We start from the raw sequence: 23,014 nt of genomic DNA, 5'->3' as shown, positions 1-23,014 counted from the left end.
GGCCTCGCGCAATCGCCGTCCTGCGCTATAAAGGCGCGTCTCCCCGGACCCGGCTCCGGGCGTTGGAAGGCCTCGATGCCGCTTTATTTCGCTTACGGAACCAACATGGACCGGCGCGCCATGGAGAAGCGCTGCCCGCGCTCGCGCCCCTTGGGCCGCGCCCGGCTCGCCCGTCATCGCCTGTTCTTCATGGCCTGCGGCGCGGCGAGCGTCATGCGCGACGCGAAAGCGAGCGTGCATGGCGTGCTTTGGGAGCTCGCGCCAAGCGACGTCGGCGCGCTCGATCGATATGAAGAGGTCGGACGCGGCCTCTATCGCAAAATCCTGACGCCGGTGCTGCGCGAGCCGACCGGCTCCGTTCATGCGTTGATCTATCTGGGCGCCGAGCCGGCGCCCGGGGCGCCGCGGGCGGACCATCTCGCTACGATCCTCGCCGCGGCGGCCGACTGGGCGCTGCCGGCGGCTTACGTCGCCTATTTGCAGCAATTCTCGCAAGCCTATAAGCGAGTCGCGTCATGACCGATTTTCCCGTCGTCGAGTCCGTGCCGGCGCTGCGCGCGCGGCTGAAAGATTTTCGCAATAAGGGCGAGAAGATTGCTCTCGTCCCCACAATGGGCGCGCTCCACGACGGCCACCTCTCGCTGGTGCAGGAGGCGCGCCGCCACGCCGAGCGCGTGGTGGTGACGATCTTCGTCAATCCTGCGCAGTTCGGCCCATCGGAGGATTTCGCAAAATATCCCCGCACGCTTCCGTCGGATCTGGAGAAGCTCGCGAGCGTCCAGGCCGACCTCTGCTTTGCGCCCACCATGGAGGCGGTCTATCCGCCGGGCTTTTCAACGCGCGTCGAGGTGGACGGTCCCGCGCGCGCCGATCTCGAGGATCGCTTCCGCCCCACGCATTTTTGCGGCGTCGCCACCGTCGTCGCCAAGCTCCTGAACCAAGCGCAGGCCGACGTCGCCGTTTTCGGCGAGAAGGACTATCAGCAATTGCTGGTGATCCAACGCCTGGCGCGCGATCTCGACATCGCAACGGAGATTTTGGGCGCGCCCACGCTGCGGGAGGCGGACGGCCTCGCGATGTCGTCGCGCAACGTCTATCTCTCCAAAGCGGAGCGCGCCGCGGCGCCGGCCTTATACGCGGCTTTGAACGAGGCTGCGCGCCTCATCGGCGCGGGCGAGGCGATAGAGGCCACGCTTGCGCGCGCGAGCGCCGCGCTTGGCGAGGCGGGTTTCCTCCCCGATTACATCGAGGCGCGCCACGCCAAGACGCTGGCGCGGATCGCCGGCCGGCGCGACGGGCCGATCCGACTGCTCGCGGCGGCGCGGCTCGGCGCGACGCGGCTCATCGACAATCTGGCGGTGACGCATGAGGCGTAAAGCGCTGCGCATCATCGTGAGCGGACGCGTGCAAGGGGTGGGTTTTCGCGCCTTCCTCGCACATGCCGCGGCGCGGCTCGAGCTCTCGGGATTCGCCCGAAACCGCGGGCAAGACGAGGTCGAGACGCTCGTCGCGGGCGAAGCGACGGCGCTCGAAGACTTCGCACGTCTTGCGCGGCATGGCCCGCCGGGCGCGCGCGTCGAGAGCTATCGCGAGGAGGAGGCGTCGGCGGCGGAAGCCGGCGAGGCGGGATTTGTCGTGGCCCCGAGCGTTTGAGGGCGCCGCCGCTCCTCCCGAGACCGGCCGAAAGTTGACGCCGCGATCCGGGCGGCCATAGAGAAAAGCATGGGAAGGGTGGCCGAGTGGTTTAAGGCAGCGGTCTTGAAAACCGCCGTGGGGGCAACTCCACCGTGGGTTCGAATCCCACCCCTTCCGCCATTAAATCAATGAATTAAAGTCCTTAAATTCTTGGGGCCAGCGTCGTTCTCGGGCCTCTGATGTAACTGCCCACGTAACAAATGGCGCCCGCTGCGCCTTGGCGACGCGCCAGGCGTTGCGCAGAAAGTCGGCGAAGCACATGCCGCAGCCTCCAGCCGCGCGGACGCGGCGGAAGTCCGGCCACGCCTTGCGCATGATCGCCGCGCGATCGAACTGGCCTTCAGGCGTCAGGAGGTTGACGCGCCGAGACGGCATTGCAGAATCCTTTGCGATAGACGCAGAGCAGCTTTGGCGAGCGCGAGCCGCGCGAGCCCGATTCGAGGCGTGGTCGCTCCTTTCGGGATGAGCCAGCTAGAGACATTGAGCAACCCGGCGGAGGCAATCGCCGCGCCGATCTCGAGGGCGCCGCGAAACCTCATGAGCGCGCCGCCGTTAGAGTGCTCGCATAATAGATCGCGTCATCCTCGCCGGGGAGACGCGGGCGATTCGCGGCCGGCTCAGCGCGGGCGAGAAGGTGTAGGCGTTCGATGTCGGCCACAACCTGACGCATGAGCACCTCCGCGCCAGCAGCCTGTTGCGAGGACGCGCCGCCATCGGCGAGCGCCTGCACGGCGAGCTCGACGCCGCTCGCCCGTAGGTGCAGTTGTTCCAACTCCGTGGCGATATCCTCGAGGCTCACGCGCTCGCCCTCGCCCTTCCCAAAATAGAGCCGGTCGAGGCGTGGAGCACCCATGTTATTTTCGCGTCGGGTGTGGTCGGCCACGGCGCGAAGATGGCCTGGATCGGCGCCCGCGGCCTCGAGTCGCTTGAAGAGATCGCAGATGGATTCGGTATGCTCTTTCGTCATGGGTTCGTTCTCCTCTTTGAGATCAGGCGGCGAGCGGCGCCGCGTCCGGGGGAAGGCGGGAGGGGAAGCGCAGTAGTTCCGTGGTGGACTTTCCACTCCATTGGGCAAGCCTTTTGGCATCAGAATAGACCGATCCAAATTTGGATTGGTTGTCGCCAAGCTCGGAAAGCATTTTGTCAGCTCGCCGGGACTGGGGTCCCGGCGGCGGGTTGCTCGGATGAGCGGCTTGTGATACTTCAGGAATAAGTCTATCCCTTGGGCATGTCAATACCTCAGGTATGCAAATATCCCTCAGACCATGAGCGCGATGCTTACGAGCGAGCAATTACGGGGGGCGCGAGCCATGCTCCGATGGGAGCAAAAAGACCTGGCGGCGGCTTCCAAAATCTCCCTTCCCGCCATCAAGAGGCTTGAAACGATCCCTGGACCCTTGGCCGCCCAGGCGCGGACGGTCGAAGCATTGCGCGCGGCCCTCGAGGCGGGGGGGGTCGAGTTCATCCCAGATAACGGCGGCGGGGCGGGCGTGCGGCTGCGCAAGGGCGCGCCATGCACGAAAGGCGATCACCTTGCCGCGAAGGAAGCGTGAAGCTCGCGCGCCGCTCAAAATCACGGTTCCTCGCGCGGAACCGTGAAACTGCCGATCAAAGTTCTTTCGCGGAACTTTGATCGCGTGAGCTGCGCTCATTCGCCTTCATCACCGCGCTGGGCTTCGTCGTCGCTCTCCTGCGCGACCGCCTTCATCATCTCAGACGCGAGCGCCTTCAGCGCCGCGCGAAGAGCGTCGGGACCTTCGGCGGCGGCGCGGGCGAGTTTCTCAACAACATCCTGCCGCTCGAGCAGCTCCAAGCCCGGCTCAAAAATGCTTTCGGCCAGGGACGCGAAGTCCTCCCTGGACATGGCGCGACCGCTCGCCAAATCGCGATCGAGCCTCTCAATCTCGGCGCGATAGCCCGCCTCGCGCGCCTCTTCGCTTTTGACAATTTTCTTGTAGTCGTCGTCGCTCATTCCAGAATCTCCTCTCCCTCATGTCCGAGCGCAAGCAGACCGCGCGCGATCTTTTCGCGCTGGTCCTGCACAAACTCACGATAGGCCCGCCGCAGACCGACCGCGCCTTCGGCCGCGACGATCCCAGCATGCTCTTCGGCTTTCCCGATAAGCGTGTTGTAATGCGACACAATCATCTCGGCGGCGCGCGTCGCGGCGACTTCTACCTCCGCGACATGAATCAGTTTCCCGGTCCGTTCGTCGAGCTCGAGTTTGGCGAGGTCGGCGGTATAGGCGGCCTTGCGCGCCTGCTCTCTCGTGTAAATGGGCGCGTCGGGGTCCTCAGTGGGGATCGCGGCGGCGGCCGGCGCGCGCATGTGCGACGTCGAGCGCGCGAGATCGGTCGTTTCCTTGGTCGCGCGATCGAACTGCGCGACGTTGATTTCGATCGCGCCGCGGGAGCCCGCGCGCGTTTGCAGAAGGCCGTGCGCCTTGAGGCGCGCGACGCGTTTTGAGATGGCTTGCTGCGTTACGCCCTTCGCCTCGGCGAGCGCAGATATCGAAAGCCAAAGGCCTCCGCTTTCTTCACCCTCCGCCATCGTCCGCTCGCAGGCTCCGCGATCGCCAAGGAAAGATCAGGCGCGCCCCATTTTCGCAAGCGCGGCGTCGAGTTTCAATGCTCCGGGCTCCAAATGCTCGACGAGCATTTGCAGCTCCTCATGCACGATCGGAAGCAGCTCGGCGCGAAGGCGCGGGTCCATGTCGTCGAAACTGCGGTCGATCATGTTTGCCGAATTTTTGCGAAGCTGCTCCAGCTCCAGCGTCGCGTTCTGAATCGGAACGCCGAGCGCCGATCGTAATTGGAGAAGCGTCAGATGCGCGATCCATGCGCGATGCGCGACGATCTGTAAGCTCGGCAACATCGCCGCTCGATCCCGCATCACGCGCTCGGCACGGTCTAAAACCTCGTCCGCGAATTGCGCCGTCTTCTCGTGTTCGGTCATCGTCAGATCCTGTTAGGTTAGGGCGTCTTCGCCGCAGTGGCGCCGGCCTGCGCGCCCGTGCTCCGGCCTGCGGAAACAGGAGTCGTCACGGCCGGCTCGGGCGTGGCGACGGCGCGCAGCAGGGCGTCGTAATTCTTCGGATGCACAAGATCGCGGCCGGTCTCGAGCAGCGGCTGGAAACGCGCGCCCGCGCCCTGGGCGATGCCCCGCAGGCGCTCGTTGACGCCAGCGAAATCGCGGCGCGGGCCGACGCCCATCACCGTGATGCGGCCCGGCGTCGCGCCCTTCTCTTTAGCCGCGGCGATCTGGTCGGAGAGAGCTCCCGCCCCCGCGGGATAATTGCTTGCGCCCGAGGAGATCACGACGCTGCGCCCGGCGAGCGCGCCCGCGGGAAGATTCGCGATCGAGCCGAGGACCGCCTGGGGGCCGCGACCGATTTTCGTGTCGCCTTCGCCGTGCGCCGCGCCGCGCAGGCCATGCGCGATGGAGTCGCCGATAAAGACGGGGCGGCCGAGAGAAGCGCTTGGCGTCATCGTCTGGCGCGCTTCGACGCCGCCTGAATCCAGAAACTCGCGCGCGAGCTGCCGATCTACGCCGGCCAGCATCTGCTGGACGTGGGTGCGGACGGTATGGCGGCCGCCGTCGTCGGAGAGATTGTAATGCCCGGGGCTACCCGCGTTGATCGTCGAATAAAGATCGAGAATCCCCATTCCCGGCTGAAATCCGCGGTCCTTGAGATAGGCCTCCACGGCGGGGAGCTGCTCGACGAAGCTCTGTCCCTCATGCGCGCCATATTGCTTGCGCTCGGGCTTTCCGAACTGAATGAGCCCCATATAATTTCCGCCGCGCCGATATTCGCCGCCGGACCATGGCGAGCCGCCCCAGATATTTGGATTGAAGCTACGCTCCGTTTCATAGGAGATGACGGTCGCGAGATCGAGCGGATCGACGCCGCGGCGCGCCGCCGAGGCCCGCAACGCGTCCGCGTTCTCCTTGGTGAAGAAGGGATTGTCGCGGCTTGACGCGGGCGGCGGGGCCGGCGTCGCAGGCGCGGGCGGTCCCGCCGGCGTGGTGGGCGCGCGCTGGGGCGTCGCGGGAGCAGGAGGCCCGGGCGGCGTCGCAGGCGCGGGCGGTCCCGGCGGCGTCGCGGCGGCGTGCTGCGGCGTCACGGGCGGCGGCGCGCCCGCGGGCGTCTTTGCGGCGACCGGCGCGATGCGGGGCGTCGCTCCGGAGAGCTTGGCGGCGTCCGCGCCGTAATTGATCTTGCCGGGGTCGGCCCAGACGACGGGCGCCGTCGCTTGGGGCCAGGCCATCGGCGTCTTGCCGGCCGGCAAGTTCGAAGGCGTAATGGGGCCAGAAAATCCCGGCGGCGGCGAAGATGGAGAGGCCTTGGGCGGCGGGGCTTTCTGCGGCGCCGGAACTACGCCCCTGGCGGGCGGCGCAGGCGTGACGGGGGATGCGCCGGAGGGCGCGGACCGCGGCGTCAGCGGCGGCGCGTGGCCTTTGGGGGGCGTCGCGGCGACAGGCCTGGGCGTCGCGACCGCATGCGCCCGCGGCGTCGTGGGATAGCGCCGGCGCGGCGTCGCGGGTCCCGATCGCGCGCGCGGCGCGCGGCCGCGCCGACCTCCGGCGGGATGCGCAGGGGAATGCGGCGCGGCGATCGCGTCGGGTCCGGCGCTGGCGGGAGAGGCCCCCGCGCCCGAAAGCGGCTGCGCCTCGCCGCTCTCGGCGGAATAGGTCGAGACCTGCGGCCCGTCGAACCGGCCGAAGAGGAAGTGATATTCGAGCGTGTAAATCGCCATCAGCCGAAGGCCGCGCCGGGAGAGGCCTCGGGCATGCTGCGGCCCGTGTCGGCGCGCAGATTGCCGCGCGCGGTGATTTGCTCGAGCACCTTGTTCACGATAATCTCGGCGTCGTGCACGATCTCGATGCGCGAGACGATATCCGCGACCCCCTTGAGCTCGACCTCTTGAGGCTTCGCGCCGATCGTTCCGCCGAAGGCCGCGAGACCGCCGGTGTAGTGGCCGGCCGAGTCGTGCCAGACGTTCGTCACGGGAGCATAAGAAATATTTGGCCCGCGACCGCGCGCGAGATCGAGATAGGCGCTCGGCGACGGTAGGGCGCGCATCGGAGGCCCATAAGGGCGCCGCATGCGGTCGAAGACGTTTGAGGCGGGCTCGCTGAAGCTCTCACGCGCCTCGCGCTCGCGCCGCTTGCCCCACATTTCGTAAAGCGCGGCGTTGACGCCTTCCCACACCGTGGCGGATTTCGACACAGCCGCATCGAAACGCGCGATCGACTGTGAGAAGGCAAAAATGGGCTCGTTAAAGTCCCTGACTAGACCTTGGAACATCGTGCCGCCGAGCGATTCGAGCGAGGTTTTCAGGCCTTGCCAGACGACGAGCGGATCTTCACGCGAGATGCGATCGGCGGCTTCCATTCCTTGCGCGCCCAGGTAGAGCTGTCTGTCCTTGTTGATGCGGCTCTGCTGCGTCGCGAGCAAGCCGACCATCTGCCCGGCCATCTGGTTTTGATAGAGCCGCGGGATCTCGGCGAGCACGTCCTCGCGGCTCGTGATGCCGTGCTCTTGCATGGCGGGCACTAGATATTGCTTTACGTATTCGTTGGGATTGCTCTGAGCGAGCCTCCACCCCTTGAAATGCGCGCCGGGTTTGAGGCCCTTTGCTTCTCCGGTTTTCGTGCGGTCGAGATCTCCGGGTGCGACGAGGCCGAGCCTTTCGAACTCGCCGAGCGCGGAGTGCTTCATAACCCCGCCGACCATCGCGGCGTTAAAGGCCGAGATCGCCTTACCGTAGGAACTGCCGCCCAATTCCTGCGCCAGCGTGGGCGCGGTCGACAAAATAAAATCTTCAGAGAGTCCGGGCGTGGCCTGACGCCCATATTTGAACATCTCGTAATATTGCTCGGGTTTTAGCGTGTCGCCGAAGGCATTGAGGCCTTTGGCGATGCCGTTCATCATCCGATGAAACTCTGGGCGGTTTTGCGTCGCGCCTCGAATCTCCATGCCCTTGACGAGCTTGTCGAGATCCTCGCTCACATCCTCGCCGGGCCGAGCCGCCTGCGCGATGACGCGGAGCTTTGCGACGTCGTCGATGATCTCCTTCACCTCTTCCGTCCCGCCGACAACGCTGCGTTGGTTCCGAAACATATGCAGCAGATCCGTCGTGCCGAGCGAGGGCATTTGCGTGTGCAACTCGGCGGCCTTTTCTCGCGCTTCGCTGATTTCGGCACCCGACATGCCCGCGCTCTTCATGCGCTCAACCTCGTGCAGACGCGCGGCGGCGGCGTGGATGGAGGCCGTCGCGGCGCCGGCAGCGCTCTCGACGCCGGCGAGGCCGGCGGCGAAGGCGGCCAGGCCAACCGTGGCGCGCGAGATGGCGTTCTCGGTTTTCGCCAGCGCGCCGAGGCGCTCGACGCTCGGCGTCGACATCTTGTCGACCGTCGGCGAAATCTTCGCGGCCTTGGCCGAGATCGCGTCGATCTTCTCGCCGAGCTTGGCGAAGACGGCGCCTGTGCGGTCTTCGGCCTCAATGACGGCCTTGGCTTGCAGGACTGTAGCCATAACGTTTCCATTTGCTTTCGTTGCGTTGCGGCCGGCGACGGTTCCGGCGTCGCCGGCCGCTCCTCCACGGCGCGTGGAGTCCCGCGCCGCGAAGGCATTGTGTTTGCGGCCGGCGGGAAAGGAGCAAACCGCCGGCTGCGCCCGCGTGCGAGTTATCGCCCTCGCGCGCGGGAATTCATTGCGCGCTATGCGTCGCGCACAGCGATATTCGCCACCGAGGCGAGCTGTGTTTCGAACGTCGAGATTTGCTCCGCCGTCACGCCGGGCGGCCATATGAGCGCCGCACGATTCGCCACTATGTTTATTGAAACCGTGACAACCCTCGGCGAGAGTGTGGGCGCGACTTCATCGAAGAGAATCGCGGACGGGGTTTGCGTGCCGTCACTCGCTTCGGGAGTGAGGGGCCAGTAGATGTTGCCCTCGGCTTTCACGCCGAGCACGGTTCCCGCCGCGGCGGCGACGCCAGCGGCGAAGAGCACATGTCGTCGCGAGGTCCGACACTCCGAGAGGCTGTAACCGGGCTGAGGCATTTTATTGGTCTCCTGCTTTTGGAATTGCATCAGCGCGGCCTAGCCGCGGCGCGGTTTGACGCCAGCCTCGGCGCAAGCCTTGGCGATGATTTTTTCCCAGGGCGCGCCCGCTGGCGGCGCGCCATCCGCCGGAGGCGATAGATGCTCGCGCGGATCAAAAGCCGAAATTCGCGCATTCATGATTTCGGGATGACGCGCCGCGTATGTTGCAAGCAGCCGCTCGCGGGGCTTCGGCGGCGCGGCTTGCGGGGCGAGCGCGGCGGCGGCGAGCGCGGTCCTGGCGTCGTCGACGGTGACGCGCGTTTTCAACGCCAGAAATTGCGCGAGAGACTCGCGACCCTTCGCCTCTTCGCAGCTCAGGATGTCGACGATCCGCGCGCGCTCAAGGGCGCCCTGGTTTCCGTCAACCATGACGCCCCCCTCTCACGCAAGGCGCGATAACCCCAGCGTTCTTCCCGTTGACTCTCGAAATAATCTCCTCCCAGCCCTTCGCGCCTTGCAAGGACGCAGGCTCGCGCGGCGGCGCGGGCGCTTGCGGCGCTCCAGGCGCTGCGGCGGGCCGAGGAGCGGCGAGGGCGACCGGCACGGGGCATGGCGTAGGAGTCGCGTTCGGGACGAAGGGCGGCAGGCTCTGCCGATCACGCCGCGAGACTTCCTCCTTAGGCGTATTTGCGAGAAAGCCCCTGGCCTCCCCCGCGTTGAAGGTCGTATCAAAGGCCAGGTGGCGGGCGAAGCGTTGGCGGTCCTCCGCCTCTGCGCAGCAGAGTATTGCTCTGATGCGTCGGCGTTCGTCGGACTTCCCCCGCGCCTCCGCCCGCTTCATCATATCCGCCGCATCGTTCCAAGTTACCTCGCTTGACGGCATGGTGTGCTCCTTAGCGTCGCGGCGCCGGGCCCGAAATTTCCAGAAAACTGCGGATGTCCGCGTCGGCGCGCCGGACGATCAGAACGCCAGCCGCTTCGGCCGCGACGATCGCCGCTTCCTCGATGCGCTCTGCGGCCAAGAGAGCTGCCTCCAGCTCGGCGCGGAGGGATTTGCGCTGGCCCGGGTCCAGCGCCGACCGGTCGTCGGAATTCTCGTCGATCTCCCGCTCGACGCGGGCAATCAATGCATCGCGGTGCAGCCAGGCGACGAGGGCCAGGCCGTCGGGAATTTCCTTATCAACCTCGCGAAAAGAAAGCCCCGGAAAGATCGCCGGCGCGCCGGTGTCGACACTCGGCGACACGTTCACACGCCCACGTTCGGCGAGCGCGTCGATCTGCGCCCGCGCGCGCTGCTTGCACCAGTCACTCGGATAGGGCGCGAAATCAATATCTTGAAGCTTTCCCCTTATCGCGAAGACCTCGGCGCGCGCTGCGTCGATAGCGTCGGCATGGCTTTCGCCCGGCGCGAGCGGCGGCGCCGGCGGCGCATCGAAGGGCGCAAGGTCCTGTGCCTGGTCGCGCACGTAATCGCGCGTCCGGGCGAAGAGCGCGACCTCGGGCTCGTGTTTTTTCCACGCTTCCGCCCTTCGCTCGGCAACCGGCGCTACTTCGGCCGCAAGGCGAGCCAGCTCCGCTCGCTCAACGGTGAGGGCGCCGTCGCCTGTCACGGGCTGCAGCTCGAACTCTCGCACGCGCAGCGCCTGCGCCTGCTTCAGCTCGCGCGCTTCTTCGAAGCGGCGCTGCAGCAGGTCGTGAAGCGCGTGGCGCTCGGCGATGAGCTCCTCGAGGCGCGTAAACTTTTCGCGCGGGCGGCCTTCGGGGAGCCGCGCGGCGAGATTTGTCTGCTTGCGCAAGACCTCCGCTTGGCTGCGGTAGTGCTCTGGCGGATAAGCCTGAGTCGCGCCGCGCGCTTCGCCAACGGTGGCCATGTAGAACGAATTCACCTCGACCATTTTTCAAATTCCCGTGTTCAGCGCCGGGAAGCCGACCTTAAAAACGATTCCGCCCATGTGACCGCTCCACCTCCATCGACTCGCCAAACATCGCCCCGCCCCGCGCCGAACGCACTCGCCAAAATCGCCAGCGCGTCGCCAAAATCGCCAGCGCGTCACTTTTCCACAAGCGAGTGAGCGTCTCTCGGCGTGCGCACGTAGGCCAACAGGCCCGCGCGATCGAAGAGCCAGCCGCCGCTTTGCGTTTTCCAAGCAATGTCGGGCCGCGCGCGGGCGAGGCGCGTCAATTTGGAGTGCGACCATCTGGTCAGCCGCATCGCTTCGCCGCTATTGAGCGGGCGCGCGGGAGCCGGAGAAGATCCATCGCCGGAGAGGCGAAGCTCGGCGGCGATCTCCGAAAGTCTCGCAGAGATCATACGAAGCTCATCGGCCCTTTGCTCAAGTTCATTCATCGCCGCTAACCTGAATAGATGTGGTTTCTTTACTCCACACAACCGCAAGCCCACGGAAACAACCAACCCGCACAACTCTGTTTCAGCTTGCAGATACTAGCTTTTTCGCGAATGCCCCCCGGCCCGCCGATGACGGGAGGCCCGGGAAGGACCCGCGACCTTCCGGGAGGTCCCCGCGTCCCGCGCTAGAGGCAGGCGTCCTGTCATCGTCGCCCCCCCAGCGCCACGAGCGGCGCGCGGAGCTGTCGCAGGCAGTCGTCGACCTCAGCCTGTATCCTGGCGCGGACCGCGTCCCTTTCTGCAGCAGGGACAGCGTCGACGCCGCGTGGCCTGCGCGGGAGGCGCGGGTTTGTGGCGGCGCGGGCCCGGGCCTGCTCATGGGCAACCCTCCCGCATTCGGCGACAAGGTCACCGCTCGACGGGGGGTAGCCTTGACGGCGACGCAGGTTCGAGCACGCCTTGGCCAGCACGCCCATGGGGAATATCGCAGTGTCCTGTAGGAAGGCCGAGACTGTTAGGGCCATCTTCTCGGTCGACCATTGGAGGCTCGGCCAGCCGCAGAACATCTCCAAGACCGCCTTGCGCCTCAGCGCCATATCGTTCGCCATCTTCGGCCTCTTGCCGATAAATCTCCGCCAATTCCTGTGCCAGTGCGTCGCCTCGGCGGGGCGGGCCGGCGCCCGAGATGGCGCCGGGCTCATCCTCCCAGCGGCGCTGGTTGAGGAAGGTCGCCGGGTTCAGCCATGCCTGGTGCGGCGGCTTGGCGCGGACGTAGCGATCGAGCCCGGCGAGGATCGCGGGAAGCTCTCGCCAGCACTTCGCGAAGGCGCGCTCCGCCGTTGGCTTGCCCACCTTGTGGGGCCAAGAGGTCCAGAATTGCTGAAAGGCCCCATCTCGCGCGCGTTTGTCTTCTCGTAGAGAAGACTGTGATTGTGACTGTACCGCGCGCGCGCGATGCATACCGATTGCATCGGTTTTGCACTGCGTTTGCATTGCATTTGCATTGCTTTCGGATTGCAAATGCAATGCATTTGCATCGGCGCGAGATCGCGAAGGCGCTGGATTTGCGACGGATTCATGCGTATCAGCTCCCCGATTGGCCCATCGCTGCTCTGCGCTTGCTTTTCGCTTCGAAGAAAGGTCGGCGGCCTTCGCTAGCTCGGCCTCAATCCGCTTATGCTTCCAGCCGCTGTGGAAAAAGCGTCGGATCCGGTCTCGAATGCGGATCCAATCTTTGTCGGAGAGGCCGGCGATCTCCGCGAGCTGGGCGTCATCGTCGGGAAGTGAGCCTTTGTCCCAATACTCCATAATCAACAGCAGATAGACGCCGTGCTCGAGCGTCGAGAGACGCATCGTGTCCGCCCGGTAATCGGCGATGTAGAGGGGCATCCAGCCCTTCAAGAGCGCCTCGCGGAGATGGAGATCGCGCCATCGAGCGCCGCCCTTTCAAGAAGATCGAAAATCTCGTCGAGCGCGGCGTCGCCGATCGGCGGAAGGCCGCGCGCGTGCAATTTCCCTGCAATCCATCGCTTGACTATGGGCGAGCGCAATCGCCAGCTCACTCGCGCGCCCGTGGCGATCGGCGCTTCGACCAGGACTTCCCCGCCGCGCCCGCGTGCAAGCGTGCATTCGCCGATCAGGGCCTTGACGTGGAATATTTCGGCGTCGGACGCTTCCGGCGCGGGACGCGTCGTCATGCGGATCCCCCTTTTTCGGCGTCGCCATGGAGGTTCACCTCGGGAATCTCGCGACCAGCGACGAGCCGGCCAATCGTGCGGCGAGCCATCCCAAGCTCGCGCGCGACCTCTTCGGCTGAAACGAAGGTTTCGACGGGGGCAATCTCTCGCGGCGGCGCCGATGCGCCGTGCGCGATCTCGAGCACGCGGGCCTTGTAAGCCTCCACCTGACTGCGCGCGAATAAGAGGCGACCGCCGCGACGAAACGGCGTGGGGAAGATTGGAGCAGCTTTTTGCAGCATGTTAGCCTCGTCTTGCGTTGACGAGGTTAGGCTCGCAGAAAATCAGCCCTCGCGCTTTGCTAATAAATTCGCAAAAAATCGAAATTGAATTTCCGTAGGGCCCGCCCCCGCAAGTCGCGCCTCGATCGCCGGGACGATTGTCGAAATGGCGAAGTCTTTTTCCCCAACCGACTCGGCAAGGCTTATGACTACGTTCTTAGCCAGCCCGTCCCCGGCCAATAGGGGCGCCGCCATCGCCAAGGCCATCCGCCAGAGCCATTCGCCCTCCTGACTGGTAAAGGAACGGCCTCGCGCCGCCGCCTTATTGCGCAGCCTAGTCGCCGTTTGGCGTATAGGTCCCGGGCGACCCGGGTCCCTGGAGAACTGGCGCAAGCCGATTACCTCGAGCCCGACCACGGATTTTCTCTCGCGCTCCGCCTTCAATTTGGCCTTCGCGTCCCAGGGCTCGACCTTTTGGAGGGGAGCAGCCAGGGTAAGAGCTGCGAGGATCGCAGCTCGAGTGCACCGCATCCCGCCGCCCGATACCAACGCGAAAAAATAGGCCAGGGCGTAGCGGTCTTCATCTTCCCAAATCATCTTTGAAGGCCGCCCGCGGGACTGATGCGCGCGGGCCGCAGCTTCCTCCCTCGGCTTCCTCGGTCGCCCGGGCTTTCGCTTGGCGGGGGTCGCGTCCGTCATCACGCCGTCGTGCGCTCCCGCTCTTCGATGGTCTCGCTGCTTACGATCGCGTCGAGTCGCTTCGCCCATGCCTCAAAGGCCGCGCGCTGTTCCTCGGAGAAAGTGTGCTTTTGGTAGATCGCGACAATGCCGCCGAACGTTCCGGAGACGTGGTTTAGGCAACGCTCCACCACATGAAGCGAAACGCCGAGCGCCGCCATATGCGTTGCGACGCTGCGGCGGGCGTCGTGGAAAACCCATGGCGCGAGCGGCGCGCCGCCATTGAACTCGGCGATGGCTTCGTCAAGACGTTGCTTGGCGAGCGAATAGCCGGAAGACGCCGCGTCGCCGCTCGTCGTGAAGACGAATCGGGGGCGCTTGTCGCCCTTGCTTGTGGCGATGCGGGGAATATGGCGCAGGATCTCCAGCCCCGCCGGCGCCAGCGCGACGACATGCGCCCGATGGTTCTTGGATCGCGCGCCGGGAAGCGTCCACTCGGCCTTTTCCAGGTCGAGCTCGGCCCACTGCATGGCGCCGACTTCGGTTCGGCGCTGGCCCGTCAGCATGAGCAGCTTGACGAAGGCGCCGAAGGGATAGCCGAGCGAATCGGACGCGCGCCAGATCAGCGCCAGCTCGCGCTCGTCGAGCACCCGCTCGCGCGCTCGCCCCTTCTCCGATGACGGGCGGCTAAGGCCGTCGCACGGGCTATGATCGGCAAGGCCGCGCGACACAGCCCAGGAACAAGCCTTGCGCAGCACGGCGAAGGCGCGATTGGCGCCGATCTTCGCGCCGCCGGTGATGATCTTGTCGAGAGCGGCACTCACGTCGCGCCGCGTGATTTCGGAAAGCCGCCGGCCTTTCCAGGCGGGCAGGAAATGCTTTTTGAGCAGCCGCTCGGACTCGCGCCAGTCGCGAATATGCGGCTTCGCCGTGTCAGGGCCTATGCAGTAGAGCCGCACAAAATCCGCGACAATGTTCTCGAACAGGTCCGGCTTCGGCGCGCGCAGGGCGGCCTTGCGCGCGGCTTTGCCCGCGGCGGGGTCTTCTCCCCGGGCGATCTCGACAAGGGCCTCACGGGCGAGCTTGCGCGCTTCGGCGAGGCCGATCGCCTCGGACCCAATCGTCAGATTTCGCGCCTTGCCGGCGTGCCGATATCGGAGGTTGAAGGACCGCGAGCCGTTCGGCCGAACCGTCAGATAGAGGCCGCCGCCGTCCGGGACCTCGTATGGCTTGAGGCGGGGCTTGAGGGCTTCAATCCCCTTGGCCGTGAGGCCGCCCCTCCGGGTAGCCGGTTTCATGACCGCTGCTTCCTGATGTAACAGCCACGTAAACAAAAGAGCGTGGCTTGGCCTGTCCTGCCTTGTCCGGACAATACCAGACAGGCCGCCGTTTTCCTAAGGCAGGCCGCGGGTTATGCACATGCCAAGGCGGGACACGGCAAGACAATGAGCGCCGTCTCTCCGGTCTTGAAAACCGCCGTGGGGGCAACTCCACCGTGGGTTCGAATCCCACCCCTTCCGCCACTTCGAAACAAAACCGGGAACGCCGATTCCCGCCGTCGCGTTTCCGCGCGGTATTGCGCAAGGCGAGATGGCACAGCGCAGTGCGCGCGATCAGCTTCTGCGATTTTCTTCCACAATCCGCTTAAGGATGGGTAGCGTCATGCGCCAATAGAACGCGACATGGTTTGCCCCGGACTCCGCTCCGATTTCCCATCCCTTTCCCCGTCGCACGGGCGAAGGGGGCACTTGCTGCGAGACTGTCAGGATCGTCTCCGCTCCTTCTAGCTCAAGCGTCATGGTAATCGTCGAATAGGATTCAGGGACGTCTCGTAAGCCCGATGCCCGCGACCAATAGGTATATTGAAGCTGTGACGGCGGTTCAATTTTAACGATTCGTCCCTTATCCCGATAGCGTTTCTCCCCGATAACCGCCACTATCTCGATCCAGCTGCCCGCATGCCAATCGGTCGTAAAATGAGCATTGCGCCATTTATCTCCGGCATCGGGATCCAAAATGGCGTCCCATACCTCCTGTGGCTCTGCCGCGATGTGGATCGACTGGGTGAGCGCTTGCAAAGGCACAACTGAAAACCCTCAAATGGCGATCAAAAGTCAACCATCTAGCCAAGCGGCCAGACCAGCAAGCGTTTGCAGGCCATACTCCACCGCGCCGAAACCGACAACAACCTGACGCCGTTCGCGGCTTGGGTGAAGCTGGCGCAGGGTCAATACGGTCTTGCCGTCGGTCTGCTCATCGAAGGTAACCGTCATGTAGAAGCGCTCAGGGTCGTTGAGGTCCGGGGCGCCATAGTCCACCACGATCAGTTCGTTGGGCACGATCTTCAAGAAGCGCATGAGGTTGGGAAAGCGCCGCTCTTGGCCCTCGAATACGCCCACCATGTCGAAGCGCCATTCCCCTCCCTCGCGGATATCGGCCTCGTGGTTCTCGATGCTGAGGCCATCAGGACCATACCGTTGCGCCAGCGCTTCCGGATCCATCCAAGCGGCGAAAACCTTATGTCGCGGGTGCTTCAGCACCTTGACGAGCACGATCTCACGGTCGAGCGACCAGGTCTCAAACAGTTTTTCCATCGTCGTTCTCTTCCGTCCTGTCCAAATAGGCTTCCAACCGGTCGAGCCGCGCGGCCCAGCGTCGACGCTCCGCCTCCATCCAATTGGCCGCCTCCTCGAAGCGCGCTCGTTCCAGTCGGCACCAGCGACTGCGTCCGCGCTTCTCGCTGGCGATCAATCCGCAATCTTCCAGCACCTTGAGATGCTGAGCGAAGGAGGGCAGCGCCATATCGAAGGGCTCCGCGAGGACGCTGACCGGCAACTCTCCCTCGGCCAGACGCGACACCACCGCCCGGCGCGTCGGGTCACTGAGAGCATGGAAGGCAAGGTCGAGTGGGGTCGAATGATAAGGCATGCGCCACGGTAAGGCGGATCGTTCACATGCGTCAACGACAATAAGGTACTTGCCTTTGTATTCCGTCTATATTAGTAAGGCTTATGCCTTACTATTGGGAGAGGCCAATGGCAGTACGTGTCGACCTTCTTATCTCGCTCGACGGTTTCGCAACGACGACGGACCAGACACCCGAAAACCCGTTTGGCCCCGATTGGTCGCGCCTTGTTGCAGCATATGTGGCCACAAGGACGTTTCGAGAGCGCGTGCTCAAAGACACCAGCGGCCAAGGCGCCACCGGCCTCGACGATCAGTATGCGAAGGATTATTTCGCCAACATTGGCGCCGAGATCATGGGGGCCGGCATGTTCGGCCTGCACAACTTTCCCGATGATCCGGAGTGGAAGGGCTGGTGGGGCGACGAGCCGCCATTTCACTGCCCGGTCTTCGTCCTGACGCACACGCCGCGGCCTTCCATCGAGATGGCTGGAGGCACGACGTTCCACTTCCTCGCGGCCGACCCGGTTGTTGCGCTACAGCGCGCCGAGAAAGCCGCAAACGGCAAGGATGTTCGGATAGGCGGCGGGCCAACCATGGTCCGCGCCTATCTCAAGGCTGGACTTGTGGACCGCATCCATGTCGCCATTGCTCCAATTTTGCTGGGGCGAGGCATACGCCTCTGGGACGAGTTGCGCGGATTGGAGGCCGGCTACACCACCAAGTCCGAAACGGCCGAGAGCGGGACCGTCCACCTCACGTTCCAGCGCTAGCCATCGGCCATCGACTTACGGCGGTCATCGGCTGTCCGAACTTGGCCCTTGGCTGCCTTCCCCTTTCTACCCTTGAACGAGGTCCAATTCTTCCTGGTTCCGTAACTGTACGCAGACCAACCGTTTCCCGCCAATATTCACAGGTCACCCGTGGTTCAATTTAAGAGGGCTATGGAGAAAACGTAGTGCTCATCGCTATCGGGCGTGGCCCGCCACTTACCGCCGAATGCGCGATATGGCCCGATATTGTACGCGGGTGCTGCGCAAGCGCCGCCGGACACCACTCGTTACGTAAGCCGGCATTGAGAATCAGCTTCGAAATTCATTCTTCAGCCAAACCACGACCTTGCCGAACGGCCCGCGCTCGAGATGGTCGAACGCCGCATGTGCATCCAGGAAGCCGTAGGCCTTGTCGATCACAGGCTTGATGCCGTGCTCGTCAATGGCGCGGTTCATATCCTCGAACGCCCGTCAATGCCCGGCCGAGACGCCCTGGATGTTCCTCCTTTTCAGCATCTTGTTCAGCATCTTGGGAACGGCGGATAATTTGATCTCCGATCCCTAGAGGAAGCCGATCTGGGCGATACGCCCGCCGCTCGCCACCGCCGCTGCCGATTGGCTGAGATTGTCGCCGCCGATGGTCTTAAGGATATGATCGACGCCGCGCCCGTCGGTCAGTTCCAGCGCGGCGAAGGACCAGTCAGGCGTTAAACGAGTATCTATCACGGCCGATGCGCCGAGCGCCATCGCGCGGCGACACCGCGCAAACATGACCTGGATCAGGAAGTCCGTGTTTCACGCACCTCGCGCAAGGCCCGGCTGAAGAGGTGGTTGAAGATGCGATCGCGATCTTCCGCGTTGGTCATGATGATGCTTTGATGGCTTCTGTCGCGCTGATATTATTTGATAGTCTCTTCAAGGAGGCGGCGCGCGAGGGTCGTTGCGCCAAGCTTGCACGGTTCTCCGCGATGCGCGCTCTTACGATTTTCTTGACCAGCGCGCTGGCGCCCTTGGACGTCTTGTATTCGGCGATTTCGTCTCGAAAACCTTGAAGGACCGTCCCGCTCATAACGTAGAAGCCGCAGTGGTTCGCGGCCGCACCGAAAGCGACCAGCATGCCTTCGTGCCTGAACGCCGCCAGCCGGTAGCTGTCGTCTCGGTGGCATTGGGGGCGGCGGCGCGGATCGCTTGCCTGAGCTTCTCAAGAGCCGCTCGCGCCGGCTCGGGGACCTGCGCGAGATACTGGTCGATCACCGTAGCGGTTTGGCTGGTCCGTGCGCGATCTGTCGCTTTCGCATTCGCAACCTTCCTCGTTCCGCCTGCTTCGGCCATCCTCCACCTCTTGTCCGCGGTTCAATGGGGCTGTCCAGGCGCTCCCGCTCGAATGACTTTCGCAGTCGATCATCGCAGTTGGCGGCGATCCGAGAACCTGGCGTGCGGTATGAAGGAGCCAAATGCACTGCGCGACGATCATGAACCGGTTCTGCCAGCCGACGAACACCGACGGCCCCGGGCGACCGCCATTGCGGGGAAGCAGGACGGCCATCGAAACCATGAACGCCAACAATCCCAGCATCGGGAGAAGCGCGATCCTCCACAGTGAGACACGCGTCGAAGCCCATGTCGCGTTTCGCGAGAGGCTCCATGCAATTAGGAGCGCCGCGAATGGAATCAGGTCGAGCATCGCTCCGATATCGTGGATTCCGCTGTTGGAGTCCGGGGCGACGACTCCGGCCAGCGTCATTCCGGCGGCGCTGATCAGAAGCAGTGCGGTTCCGACGTAGCTCGCGATACTCCGGGCTTGCGAAACGACGGCGAACGCGACGCCGGCGGCGCCGACGGCGAGACAGATGAACGCGACATGCATCAGCCAGCCGAGCGGACCGAGTTCGTACTCGCTAATGAAGCGACACGAAGGATCGAGATCAGCTCTGACAACATGGAGTGCCGCGAGGATCACCAGGAACATGCTCGTGCCCGTGCTGGACACGAGGGCCGCGTTCCGCGCAGAATTGGTCGGAAAAGGCGTGTTGAACGTCGACATTGGTGTTCGTCGCCTTCAGGTGAGGGTAGCCAACAATTCCGCGAGACGGTCGTGCGACTCGTTGGCGCCCGCCTCCATCCCGGACTGCAGGTGACCATCGCGATCGGCCTGCGACTTGTAGAGCAGGTGGCTCGTCAGTCGGGTGTAACCGTCCCTCTCCTCGAATGTGGCGGTCACCACGATCTCGTGGCCGGGCCCCAGCGGCTCATAGTTCTCAGTGTAGACGACGCGCCTCTGCGCATCGATCTCGCGATACTCCCCGCTGAACGCGTGCTCGCTCCCATCCGGCGCGCGGAGGACAAAGCGCCATTTTCCGCCAACGCGATGGTCGATTTCGCACACTGTGCAATCGAGGATCTTCAGCCCGTACCACCGGCGCACGTACTCCGGTTTGGACATCGCCTCCCACACGAGGCGTGCCGGCGCAGCGAAGTCTCGGGTGACGATGACCTCACGGTCCGACTTCAGCTCGACGTTCGTCTTTCCCCCACTCATTTTACTTTCCCTTTTTGCATTTCGAGAAGCAACGCGTCGAGTTGGTCGAAGCGTGCGCCCCAGATGTCTCGGAACCGCTCCAACCACTCGTCGAGTTCGCGGAGCGGCACCGCGTTGAGCGCGTAGAAGCGCTGTTGTCCCCGAGGCTGCACATGGACCAGACCGGCATTGCGAAGGACGCGGAGGTGCTTCGACACTTGCGGCTGCCCGAGCGGGATCCGCGCACAGATCTCGGCGACGGGGCTCGGCCCGACACGAAGCAACTCCACGATCTGGAGGCGGTTCGGTTCAGCCAGCGCGGACAGGGTCTCGATAATCACGCGATATACATATCCCTTTTTATATATATCTGTAAAGGCATATTTTATGCGCCATTCTGGCTGTCTCGTCAGCTCGTTGGCGGAGGACTCCAGACCCCACATGCCGTGTGGCGGGGCGCCGCGTGATTGGAATTGCCGGTCCTTGGCCGGCGTGATCAGCGAACCTTGCGGCCTTACAGCGGTCGGGTCGGAAAGTCGTGTCGAAGAGGACGTGGTGGCCGGCCCGCCAACGGCGCTGGTCAGCGGCTCTCACTATGGATCATGCTGATCGCCGACTCCCGCGGCGGAAATCCTGGGCTTTGCCGATGCCGCGATGTATTGCTGCGTGATGGCGGCCATGGGCGCCCCGCACAATCCCAGACACGTCTCGCCCCGGCGCCCGATGCCCGCGCCGGTCACGGAATCGTCGTCAGGGCGCATTTGAAAAGTGCTAGGCGCTCTCTTGGGGGAATAGGAGCAGGTCCAATGCCACTTCAAAGAATCGAAGGCGAAATCGTGCGGGAGAGGCACGGCTTCGCTTTCCCGATGCGCATCGAGGGAACTGCCCAAAGTGTCCAGGTAGTCGTCGATGACGATGCGCTCGTCGTGACGACGTCGATGCTGGCGGATGACGAGTTGAGAGCGCAACTTGAAGCCGACTTGCCAGCGCTTGAATTCCTGGCGGCCGAAAAATTCGACCACGGGCTAGCGACCGCCGACGGGGCGGTCATTATCTCCGCGAGTGACGTTCTCGGTTTCTTCAATTGAGAGACCGGACGCCTGCAAACCAAAAAGCTGGATGGAGAGCGTCTTGGCGCATGGTCGCCGCAGCGGAGATCATCTATGCGCCGCAGCGGCGCCCGGCCGGCCTGAGCCCGCGGTATGAGCTCAATCCCGCATCGCAAAATGCCCCATAGCGTGCCCCCCTTGAACCGGCGAAGGAGGCATTGGCGTTCTGCCGAGTCAATTTCGGTTAAGCCTCCGGTCGCCAAAAGCCCACATCAGGCCGCACAATCCCAGAGACGTCCCGCCCCATGCGCCCAACGCTCGCGCCGGTCCGGATGCGAGCCGGGACATCCGCCCTTGTCGCCCAGCCTCACGCTCTGCGGAGGGCCAGATAACCCTAGTGCGCCGCTCCCGCCGGGGCCAAGGCGAGCTGCTCCTCGAGCCACTCGAGACGGGCAGGCTTAGTCAGTTGATCGTCAAAGCCCGCCTCCTGCGTTTGCGCTCGCGCGTGCTCTTCGCTGAATCCGGTCAAGGCCACCAGTCTCACTCCTCTTCCCCCCGGCGTTTCCCGGATCCGGCGGGCTGTCTCGAACCCGTCCATTTCCGGCATGGAGAGATCGAGCAGCACCAACTCGGGCTCAAACGCGGAGCAGATCGCCAGCCCCTGCTCGCCGCCGTGCGCGACACGAACTTCTGCGCCCAGGACGTCGAGCAAAAAAGCGAGAGCCTCGGCCACATCGGGCACATCGTCGACCACCAGAACCCGCCGCGCCCCTTCTAAACGCGCGGGTGATCTACTCGGAGCGGGCGATTCAATCCTTGCGTCTCCCAGAAGAGGCAGTCTCACGGTAAAAACGCTCCCGCGTCCCTCGCCGTCGCTCTTCGCCTCGACCGCGCCGCCGTGCATCTCCGTGATCTTGCGAGCCAGCGCCAAGCCGATGCCCAGCCCCGGCCTCAAGACCCCCTCTTTCGCCGCCCCTTGCACAAAGGGGTCGAAAATATGCGGCAGCAGCTCCGTCGAAATCCCCGCGCCGGTATCAGCGACGCTCACGACCGCTTCGCTGCCGACTCTGTCCAGCGTGATCTGTATATTCCCGCCGCGCGGTGTGTGCTTGGCGGCGTTACTCAGAAGATTGGAGAAGACTTGCGTCAGCCGGACCGAGTCGCCGTCGACTGGCATCGGCTTGCAGGATAGGTTCAGGCGGAGGTCGAGGTCTTCGGATTCGACGAGGTGCCGGCTCATGTCGACGGCTCGGCCCAGCGGGACCGCGATATCCACGCGTTGCTTTTGCATCTCGAACTTGCCGAGGCTGATGCGGGAGATATCCAAAAGATCATCCACAAGGCGGATCAAATGCTCGACCTGTCCATCCATCGCGACAAGCAGGCGATCGAGGGGCGGCCTGAGCGGGCCGGCGCTGCGCAGGACGTCCAGACCGTTGCGAACAGGCGAGAGCGGGTTACGCAACTCATGGCTAAGCTGAGCCAAGAATTCGACCTTCCGCCTGTCCGCCTCGGCTAAAGCTTCAGCCGCCCTTTTGCGCTCGGTGATATCGATTAAGACGTTGACGGCTCCTGTGACCTGCCCGTCGGCGCCATAAAGAACGGTCGGGTAAGCCTCTACCCAGACACGGCTCCCATCAGGTCTTTCGACGATCGCTTCTGCTCCTCGAATGTTTCGGAGCTCTTTCAGCGCGAGCGCCATGGGGCACTCATCATGCGGTAAAAAAGAGCCGTCTGGCCGGTAAAGCTTCCAGGTGATGCACCAGCTGTCACTGCCGATTTGGGGCTCTCGACCGGCCAGTTGAGCCGCGGCACGATTGAAATAAGTTACCCGCCCTTCGACATCGGTCGAATACACCGCGGTGGGCATTTGGTCGATCAATTCAGAAAAGCAGATGTTGCGTCCACATTCCCCAACGCCCGCGGTCTGCGTGAAGGCTTCGCCGAGGTCTTTGATGCTCAACATAGAGTCTCATCCCCGCTCGCAGACAGTTAAGCTACGGCAACGCAGGTATCGGGAGCCGTAGCGGGGTTATCTTCGCC

Annotated in this window: 31 protein-coding genes, 1 tRNA gene and 1 pseudogene; 7 read left to right on the top strand and 26 right to left on the bottom strand. The window is 64.2% G+C overall.

The genetic code is table 11. The features are described from left to right. Nucleotides 1-75 precede the first annotated feature (75 nt). From QMG80_RS05820 to QMG80_RS05805, 4 genes are all read left to right on the top strand, one after another. Nucleotides 76-519, top strand: a complete 444-nt coding sequence (locus QMG80_RS05820) for a gamma-glutamylcyclotransferase family protein (RefSeq protein ID WP_085771964.1) — start codon at nt 76-78, stop codon at nt 517-519. Next, the gene (panC, locus tag QMG80_RS05815) at nt 516-1,376 is read left to right on the top strand and encodes a pantoate--beta-alanine ligase (RefSeq protein WP_085771963.1); all 861 of its coding nucleotides are present in this window, start codon (nt 516-518) and stop codon (nt 1,374-1,376) included. The genes QMG80_RS05820 and panC overlap by 4 nt, the downstream gene beginning before the upstream one ends. Beyond that, the gene (locus tag QMG80_RS05810; protein ID WP_085771962.1) at nt 1,366-1,653 is read left to right on the top strand and encodes an acylphosphatase; all 288 of its coding nucleotides are present in this window, start codon (nt 1,366-1,368) and stop codon (nt 1,651-1,653) included. Before panC ends, QMG80_RS05810 begins: the two co-directional genes overlap by 11 nt. A gap of 72 nt (nt 1,654-1,725) precedes the next feature. Further along, a tRNA-Ser gene (locus QMG80_RS05805) sits at nt 1,726-1,815 on the top strand. A 227-nt stretch (nt 1,816-2,042) separates the two neighbouring features. Here the strand turns inward: QMG80_RS05805 and QMG80_RS05800 are convergent. Together QMG80_RS05800 and QMG80_RS05795 are read right to left on the bottom strand one after the other, a co-directional pair. Continuing rightward, nucleotides 2,043-2,234, bottom strand: coding sequence for a hypothetical protein (locus QMG80_RS05800; RefSeq protein ID WP_085771960.1), 192 nt, complete (start codon nt 2,232-2,234; stop codon nt 2,043-2,045). Further along, nucleotides 2,231-2,662: a hypothetical protein gene (locus QMG80_RS05795; protein WP_085771959.1), complete on the bottom strand. Its 432-nt coding sequence runs from the start codon at nt 2,660-2,662 to the stop codon at nt 2,231-2,233. Before QMG80_RS05795 ends, QMG80_RS05800 begins: the two co-directional genes overlap by 4 nt. 343 nt (nt 2,663-3,005) lie before the next feature. Here QMG80_RS05795 and QMG80_RS05790 point away from each other — a divergent pair, with 343 nt between their 5' ends. Further along, nucleotides 3,006-3,248: a transcriptional regulator gene (locus QMG80_RS05790; RefSeq protein WP_342586545.1), complete on the top strand. Its 243-nt coding sequence runs from the start codon at nt 3,006-3,008 to the stop codon at nt 3,246-3,248. Between the two features lie 95 nt (nt 3,249-3,343). Here the strand turns inward: QMG80_RS05790 and QMG80_RS05785 are convergent, their stop codons facing one another. The 18 genes from QMG80_RS05785 to QMG80_RS05700 all read right to left on the bottom strand — a co-directional run bounded on the left by QMG80_RS05785 (nt 3,344) and on the right by QMG80_RS05700 (nt 16,655). Next, a complete protein-coding gene (locus QMG80_RS05785; RefSeq protein ID WP_085771958.1) occupies nt 3,344-3,667 on the bottom strand; it encodes a hypothetical protein in 324 nt (107 codons plus the stop codon). Continuing rightward, nucleotides 3,664-4,245, bottom strand: a complete 582-nt coding sequence (locus QMG80_RS05780) for a MarR family transcriptional regulator (protein WP_085771957.1) — start codon at nt 4,243-4,245, stop codon at nt 3,664-3,666. Before QMG80_RS05780 ends, QMG80_RS05785 begins: the two co-directional genes overlap by 4 nt. A 36-nt stretch (nt 4,246-4,281) precedes the next feature. Continuing rightward, nucleotides 4,282-4,650, bottom strand: a complete 369-nt coding sequence (locus QMG80_RS05775; protein ID WP_085771956.1) for a hypothetical protein — start codon at nt 4,648-4,650, stop codon at nt 4,282-4,284. Nucleotides 4,651-4,667: 17 nt separating this feature from the next. After that, nucleotides 4,668-6,452 (bottom strand): hypothetical protein, encoded by a 1,785-nt coding sequence (locus QMG80_RS05770; protein WP_085771955.1) that lies wholly within the window; start codon nt 6,450-6,452, stop codon nt 4,668-4,670. Beyond that, nucleotides 6,452-8,233 carry a hypothetical protein gene (locus QMG80_RS05765; RefSeq protein ID WP_085771954.1) on the bottom strand — a complete coding sequence of 594 codons (1,782 nt, stop codon included), beginning with the start codon at nt 8,231-8,233 and terminating at the stop codon, nt 6,452-6,454. The genes QMG80_RS05770 and QMG80_RS05765 overlap by 1 nt, the downstream gene beginning before the upstream one ends. Nucleotides 8,234-8,418: 185 nt before the next feature. Further along, the gene (locus tag QMG80_RS05760; RefSeq protein ID WP_158658751.1) at nt 8,419-8,763 is read right to left on the bottom strand and encodes a head decoration protein; all 345 of its coding nucleotides are present in this window, start codon (nt 8,761-8,763) and stop codon (nt 8,419-8,421) included. A gap of 39 nt (nt 8,764-8,802) precedes the next feature. Further along, entirely contained in the window at nt 8,803-9,174 is a 372-nt protein-coding gene (locus QMG80_RS05755) for a hypothetical protein (RefSeq protein ID WP_085771952.1), read from the bottom strand. Further along, nucleotides 9,167-9,628 carry a hypothetical protein gene (locus QMG80_RS05750; RefSeq protein WP_085771951.1) on the bottom strand — a complete coding sequence of 154 codons (462 nt, stop codon included), beginning with the start codon at nt 9,626-9,628 and terminating at the stop codon, nt 9,167-9,169. The genes QMG80_RS05755 and QMG80_RS05750 overlap by 8 nt, the downstream gene beginning before the upstream one ends. Nucleotides 9,629-9,638: 10 nt before the next feature. Next, nucleotides 9,639-10,640 carry a hypothetical protein gene (locus QMG80_RS05745; RefSeq protein WP_085771950.1) on the bottom strand — a complete coding sequence of 334 codons (1,002 nt, stop codon included), beginning with the start codon at nt 10,638-10,640 and terminating at the stop codon, nt 9,639-9,641. Between the two features lie 155 nt (nt 10,641-10,795). Next, entirely contained in the window at nt 10,796-11,056 is a 261-nt protein-coding gene (locus QMG80_RS05740) for a hypothetical protein (protein WP_085771949.1), read from the bottom strand. A gap of 444 nt (nt 11,057-11,500) precedes the next feature. Next, complete coding sequence (locus QMG80_RS05735; RefSeq protein ID WP_158658750.1) at nt 11,501-12,481, bottom strand: YdaU family protein; 981 nt, start codon at nt 12,479-12,481, stop codon at nt 11,501-11,503. 8 nt (nt 12,482-12,489) lie between these two features. Then, complete coding sequence (locus tag QMG80_RS05730) at nt 12,490-12,789, bottom strand: hypothetical protein (RefSeq protein ID WP_085771947.1); 300 nt, start codon at nt 12,787-12,789, stop codon at nt 12,490-12,492. Next, the gene (locus QMG80_RS05725) at nt 12,786-13,070 is read right to left on the bottom strand and encodes a hypothetical protein (RefSeq protein WP_085771946.1); all 285 of its coding nucleotides are present in this window, start codon (nt 13,068-13,070) and stop codon (nt 12,786-12,788) included. Before QMG80_RS05725 ends, QMG80_RS05730 begins: the two co-directional genes overlap by 4 nt. Nucleotides 13,071-13,112: 42 nt before the next feature. Further along, nucleotides 13,113-13,316, bottom strand: a complete 204-nt coding sequence (locus QMG80_RS05720; RefSeq protein WP_281926183.1) for a hypothetical protein — start codon at nt 13,314-13,316, stop codon at nt 13,113-13,115. Between the two features lie 431 nt (nt 13,317-13,747). Beyond that, on the bottom strand, nt 13,748-15,025 hold the full coding sequence (locus QMG80_RS05715) for a tyrosine-type recombinase/integrase (RefSeq protein WP_085771944.1): 1,278 nt from the start codon (nt 15,023-15,025) through the stop codon (nt 13,748-13,750). Between the two features lie 315 nt (nt 15,026-15,340). After that, a complete protein-coding gene (locus tag QMG80_RS05710) occupies nt 15,341-15,811 on the bottom strand; it encodes an SRPBCC domain-containing protein (RefSeq protein ID WP_085771943.1) in 471 nt (156 codons plus the stop codon). 30 nt (nt 15,812-15,841) lie between these two features. Next, nucleotides 15,842-16,321 (bottom strand): SRPBCC family protein, encoded by a 480-nt coding sequence (locus QMG80_RS05705; RefSeq protein WP_085771942.1) that lies wholly within the window; start codon nt 16,319-16,321, stop codon nt 15,842-15,844. Beyond that, complete coding sequence (locus QMG80_RS05700; RefSeq protein WP_085771941.1) at nt 16,305-16,655, bottom strand: ArsR/SmtB family transcription factor; 351 nt, start codon at nt 16,653-16,655, stop codon at nt 16,305-16,307. Before QMG80_RS05700 ends, QMG80_RS05705 begins: the two co-directional genes overlap by 17 nt. Nucleotides 16,656-16,762: 107 nt before the next feature. Here QMG80_RS05700 and QMG80_RS05695 point away from each other — a divergent pair, with 107 nt between their 5' ends. Continuing rightward, the gene (locus QMG80_RS05695; RefSeq protein WP_085771940.1) at nt 16,763-17,404 is read left to right on the top strand and encodes a dihydrofolate reductase family protein; all 642 of its coding nucleotides are present in this window, start codon (nt 16,763-16,765) and stop codon (nt 17,402-17,404) included. 309 nt (nt 17,405-17,713) lie between these two features. Here QMG80_RS05695 and QMG80_RS05690 read toward each other — a convergent pair. The 5 genes and pseudogenes from QMG80_RS05690 to QMG80_RS05670 all read right to left on the bottom strand — a co-directional run bounded on the left by QMG80_RS05690 (nt 17,714) and on the right by QMG80_RS05670 (nt 20,263). Beyond that, a pseudogene (locus QMG80_RS05690) lies at nt 17,714-18,175 on the bottom strand (zinc-binding dehydrogenase). A gap of 91 nt (nt 18,176-18,266) precedes the next feature. Further along, a complete protein-coding gene (locus QMG80_RS05685; RefSeq protein WP_199768966.1) occupies nt 18,267-18,521 on the bottom strand; it encodes a hypothetical protein in 255 nt (84 codons plus the stop codon). 84 nt (nt 18,522-18,605) lie between these two features. After that, complete coding sequence (locus QMG80_RS05680; RefSeq protein WP_085771938.1) at nt 18,606-19,448, bottom strand: DUF998 domain-containing protein; 843 nt, start codon at nt 19,446-19,448, stop codon at nt 18,606-18,608. A 15-nt stretch (nt 19,449-19,463) separates the two neighbouring features. Then, entirely contained in the window at nt 19,464-19,943 is a 480-nt protein-coding gene (locus QMG80_RS05675; RefSeq protein WP_085771937.1) for an SRPBCC family protein, read from the bottom strand. Then, on the bottom strand, nt 19,940-20,263 hold the full coding sequence (locus QMG80_RS05670; protein WP_102938200.1) for an ArsR/SmtB family transcription factor: 324 nt from the start codon (nt 20,261-20,263) through the stop codon (nt 19,940-19,942). Before QMG80_RS05670 ends, QMG80_RS05675 begins: the two co-directional genes overlap by 4 nt. A 465-nt stretch (nt 20,264-20,728) precedes the next feature. Between QMG80_RS05670 and QMG80_RS05665 the strand changes: the two genes are divergently transcribed. Then, nucleotides 20,729-21,010 carry a hypothetical protein gene (locus QMG80_RS05665; protein ID WP_158658747.1) on the top strand — a complete coding sequence of 94 codons (282 nt, stop codon included), beginning with the start codon at nt 20,729-20,731 and terminating at the stop codon, nt 21,008-21,010. A gap of 355 nt (nt 21,011-21,365) precedes the next feature. Here the strand turns inward: QMG80_RS05665 and QMG80_RS05660 are convergent, their stop codons facing one another. Continuing rightward, a complete protein-coding gene (locus QMG80_RS05660) occupies nt 21,366-22,937 on the bottom strand; it encodes a hybrid sensor histidine kinase/response regulator (RefSeq protein ID WP_085771935.1) in 1,572 nt (523 codons plus the stop codon). Nucleotides 22,938-23,014: the final 77 nt, after the last annotated feature.

This window comes from Methylocystis bryophila (genome assembly GCF_027925445.1).
Classification (GTDB): domain Bacteria; phylum Pseudomonadota; class Alphaproteobacteria; order Rhizobiales; family Beijerinckiaceae; genus Methylocystis; species Methylocystis bryophila.
This window is presented reverse-complemented; position numbering and strand designations above follow the sequence as displayed.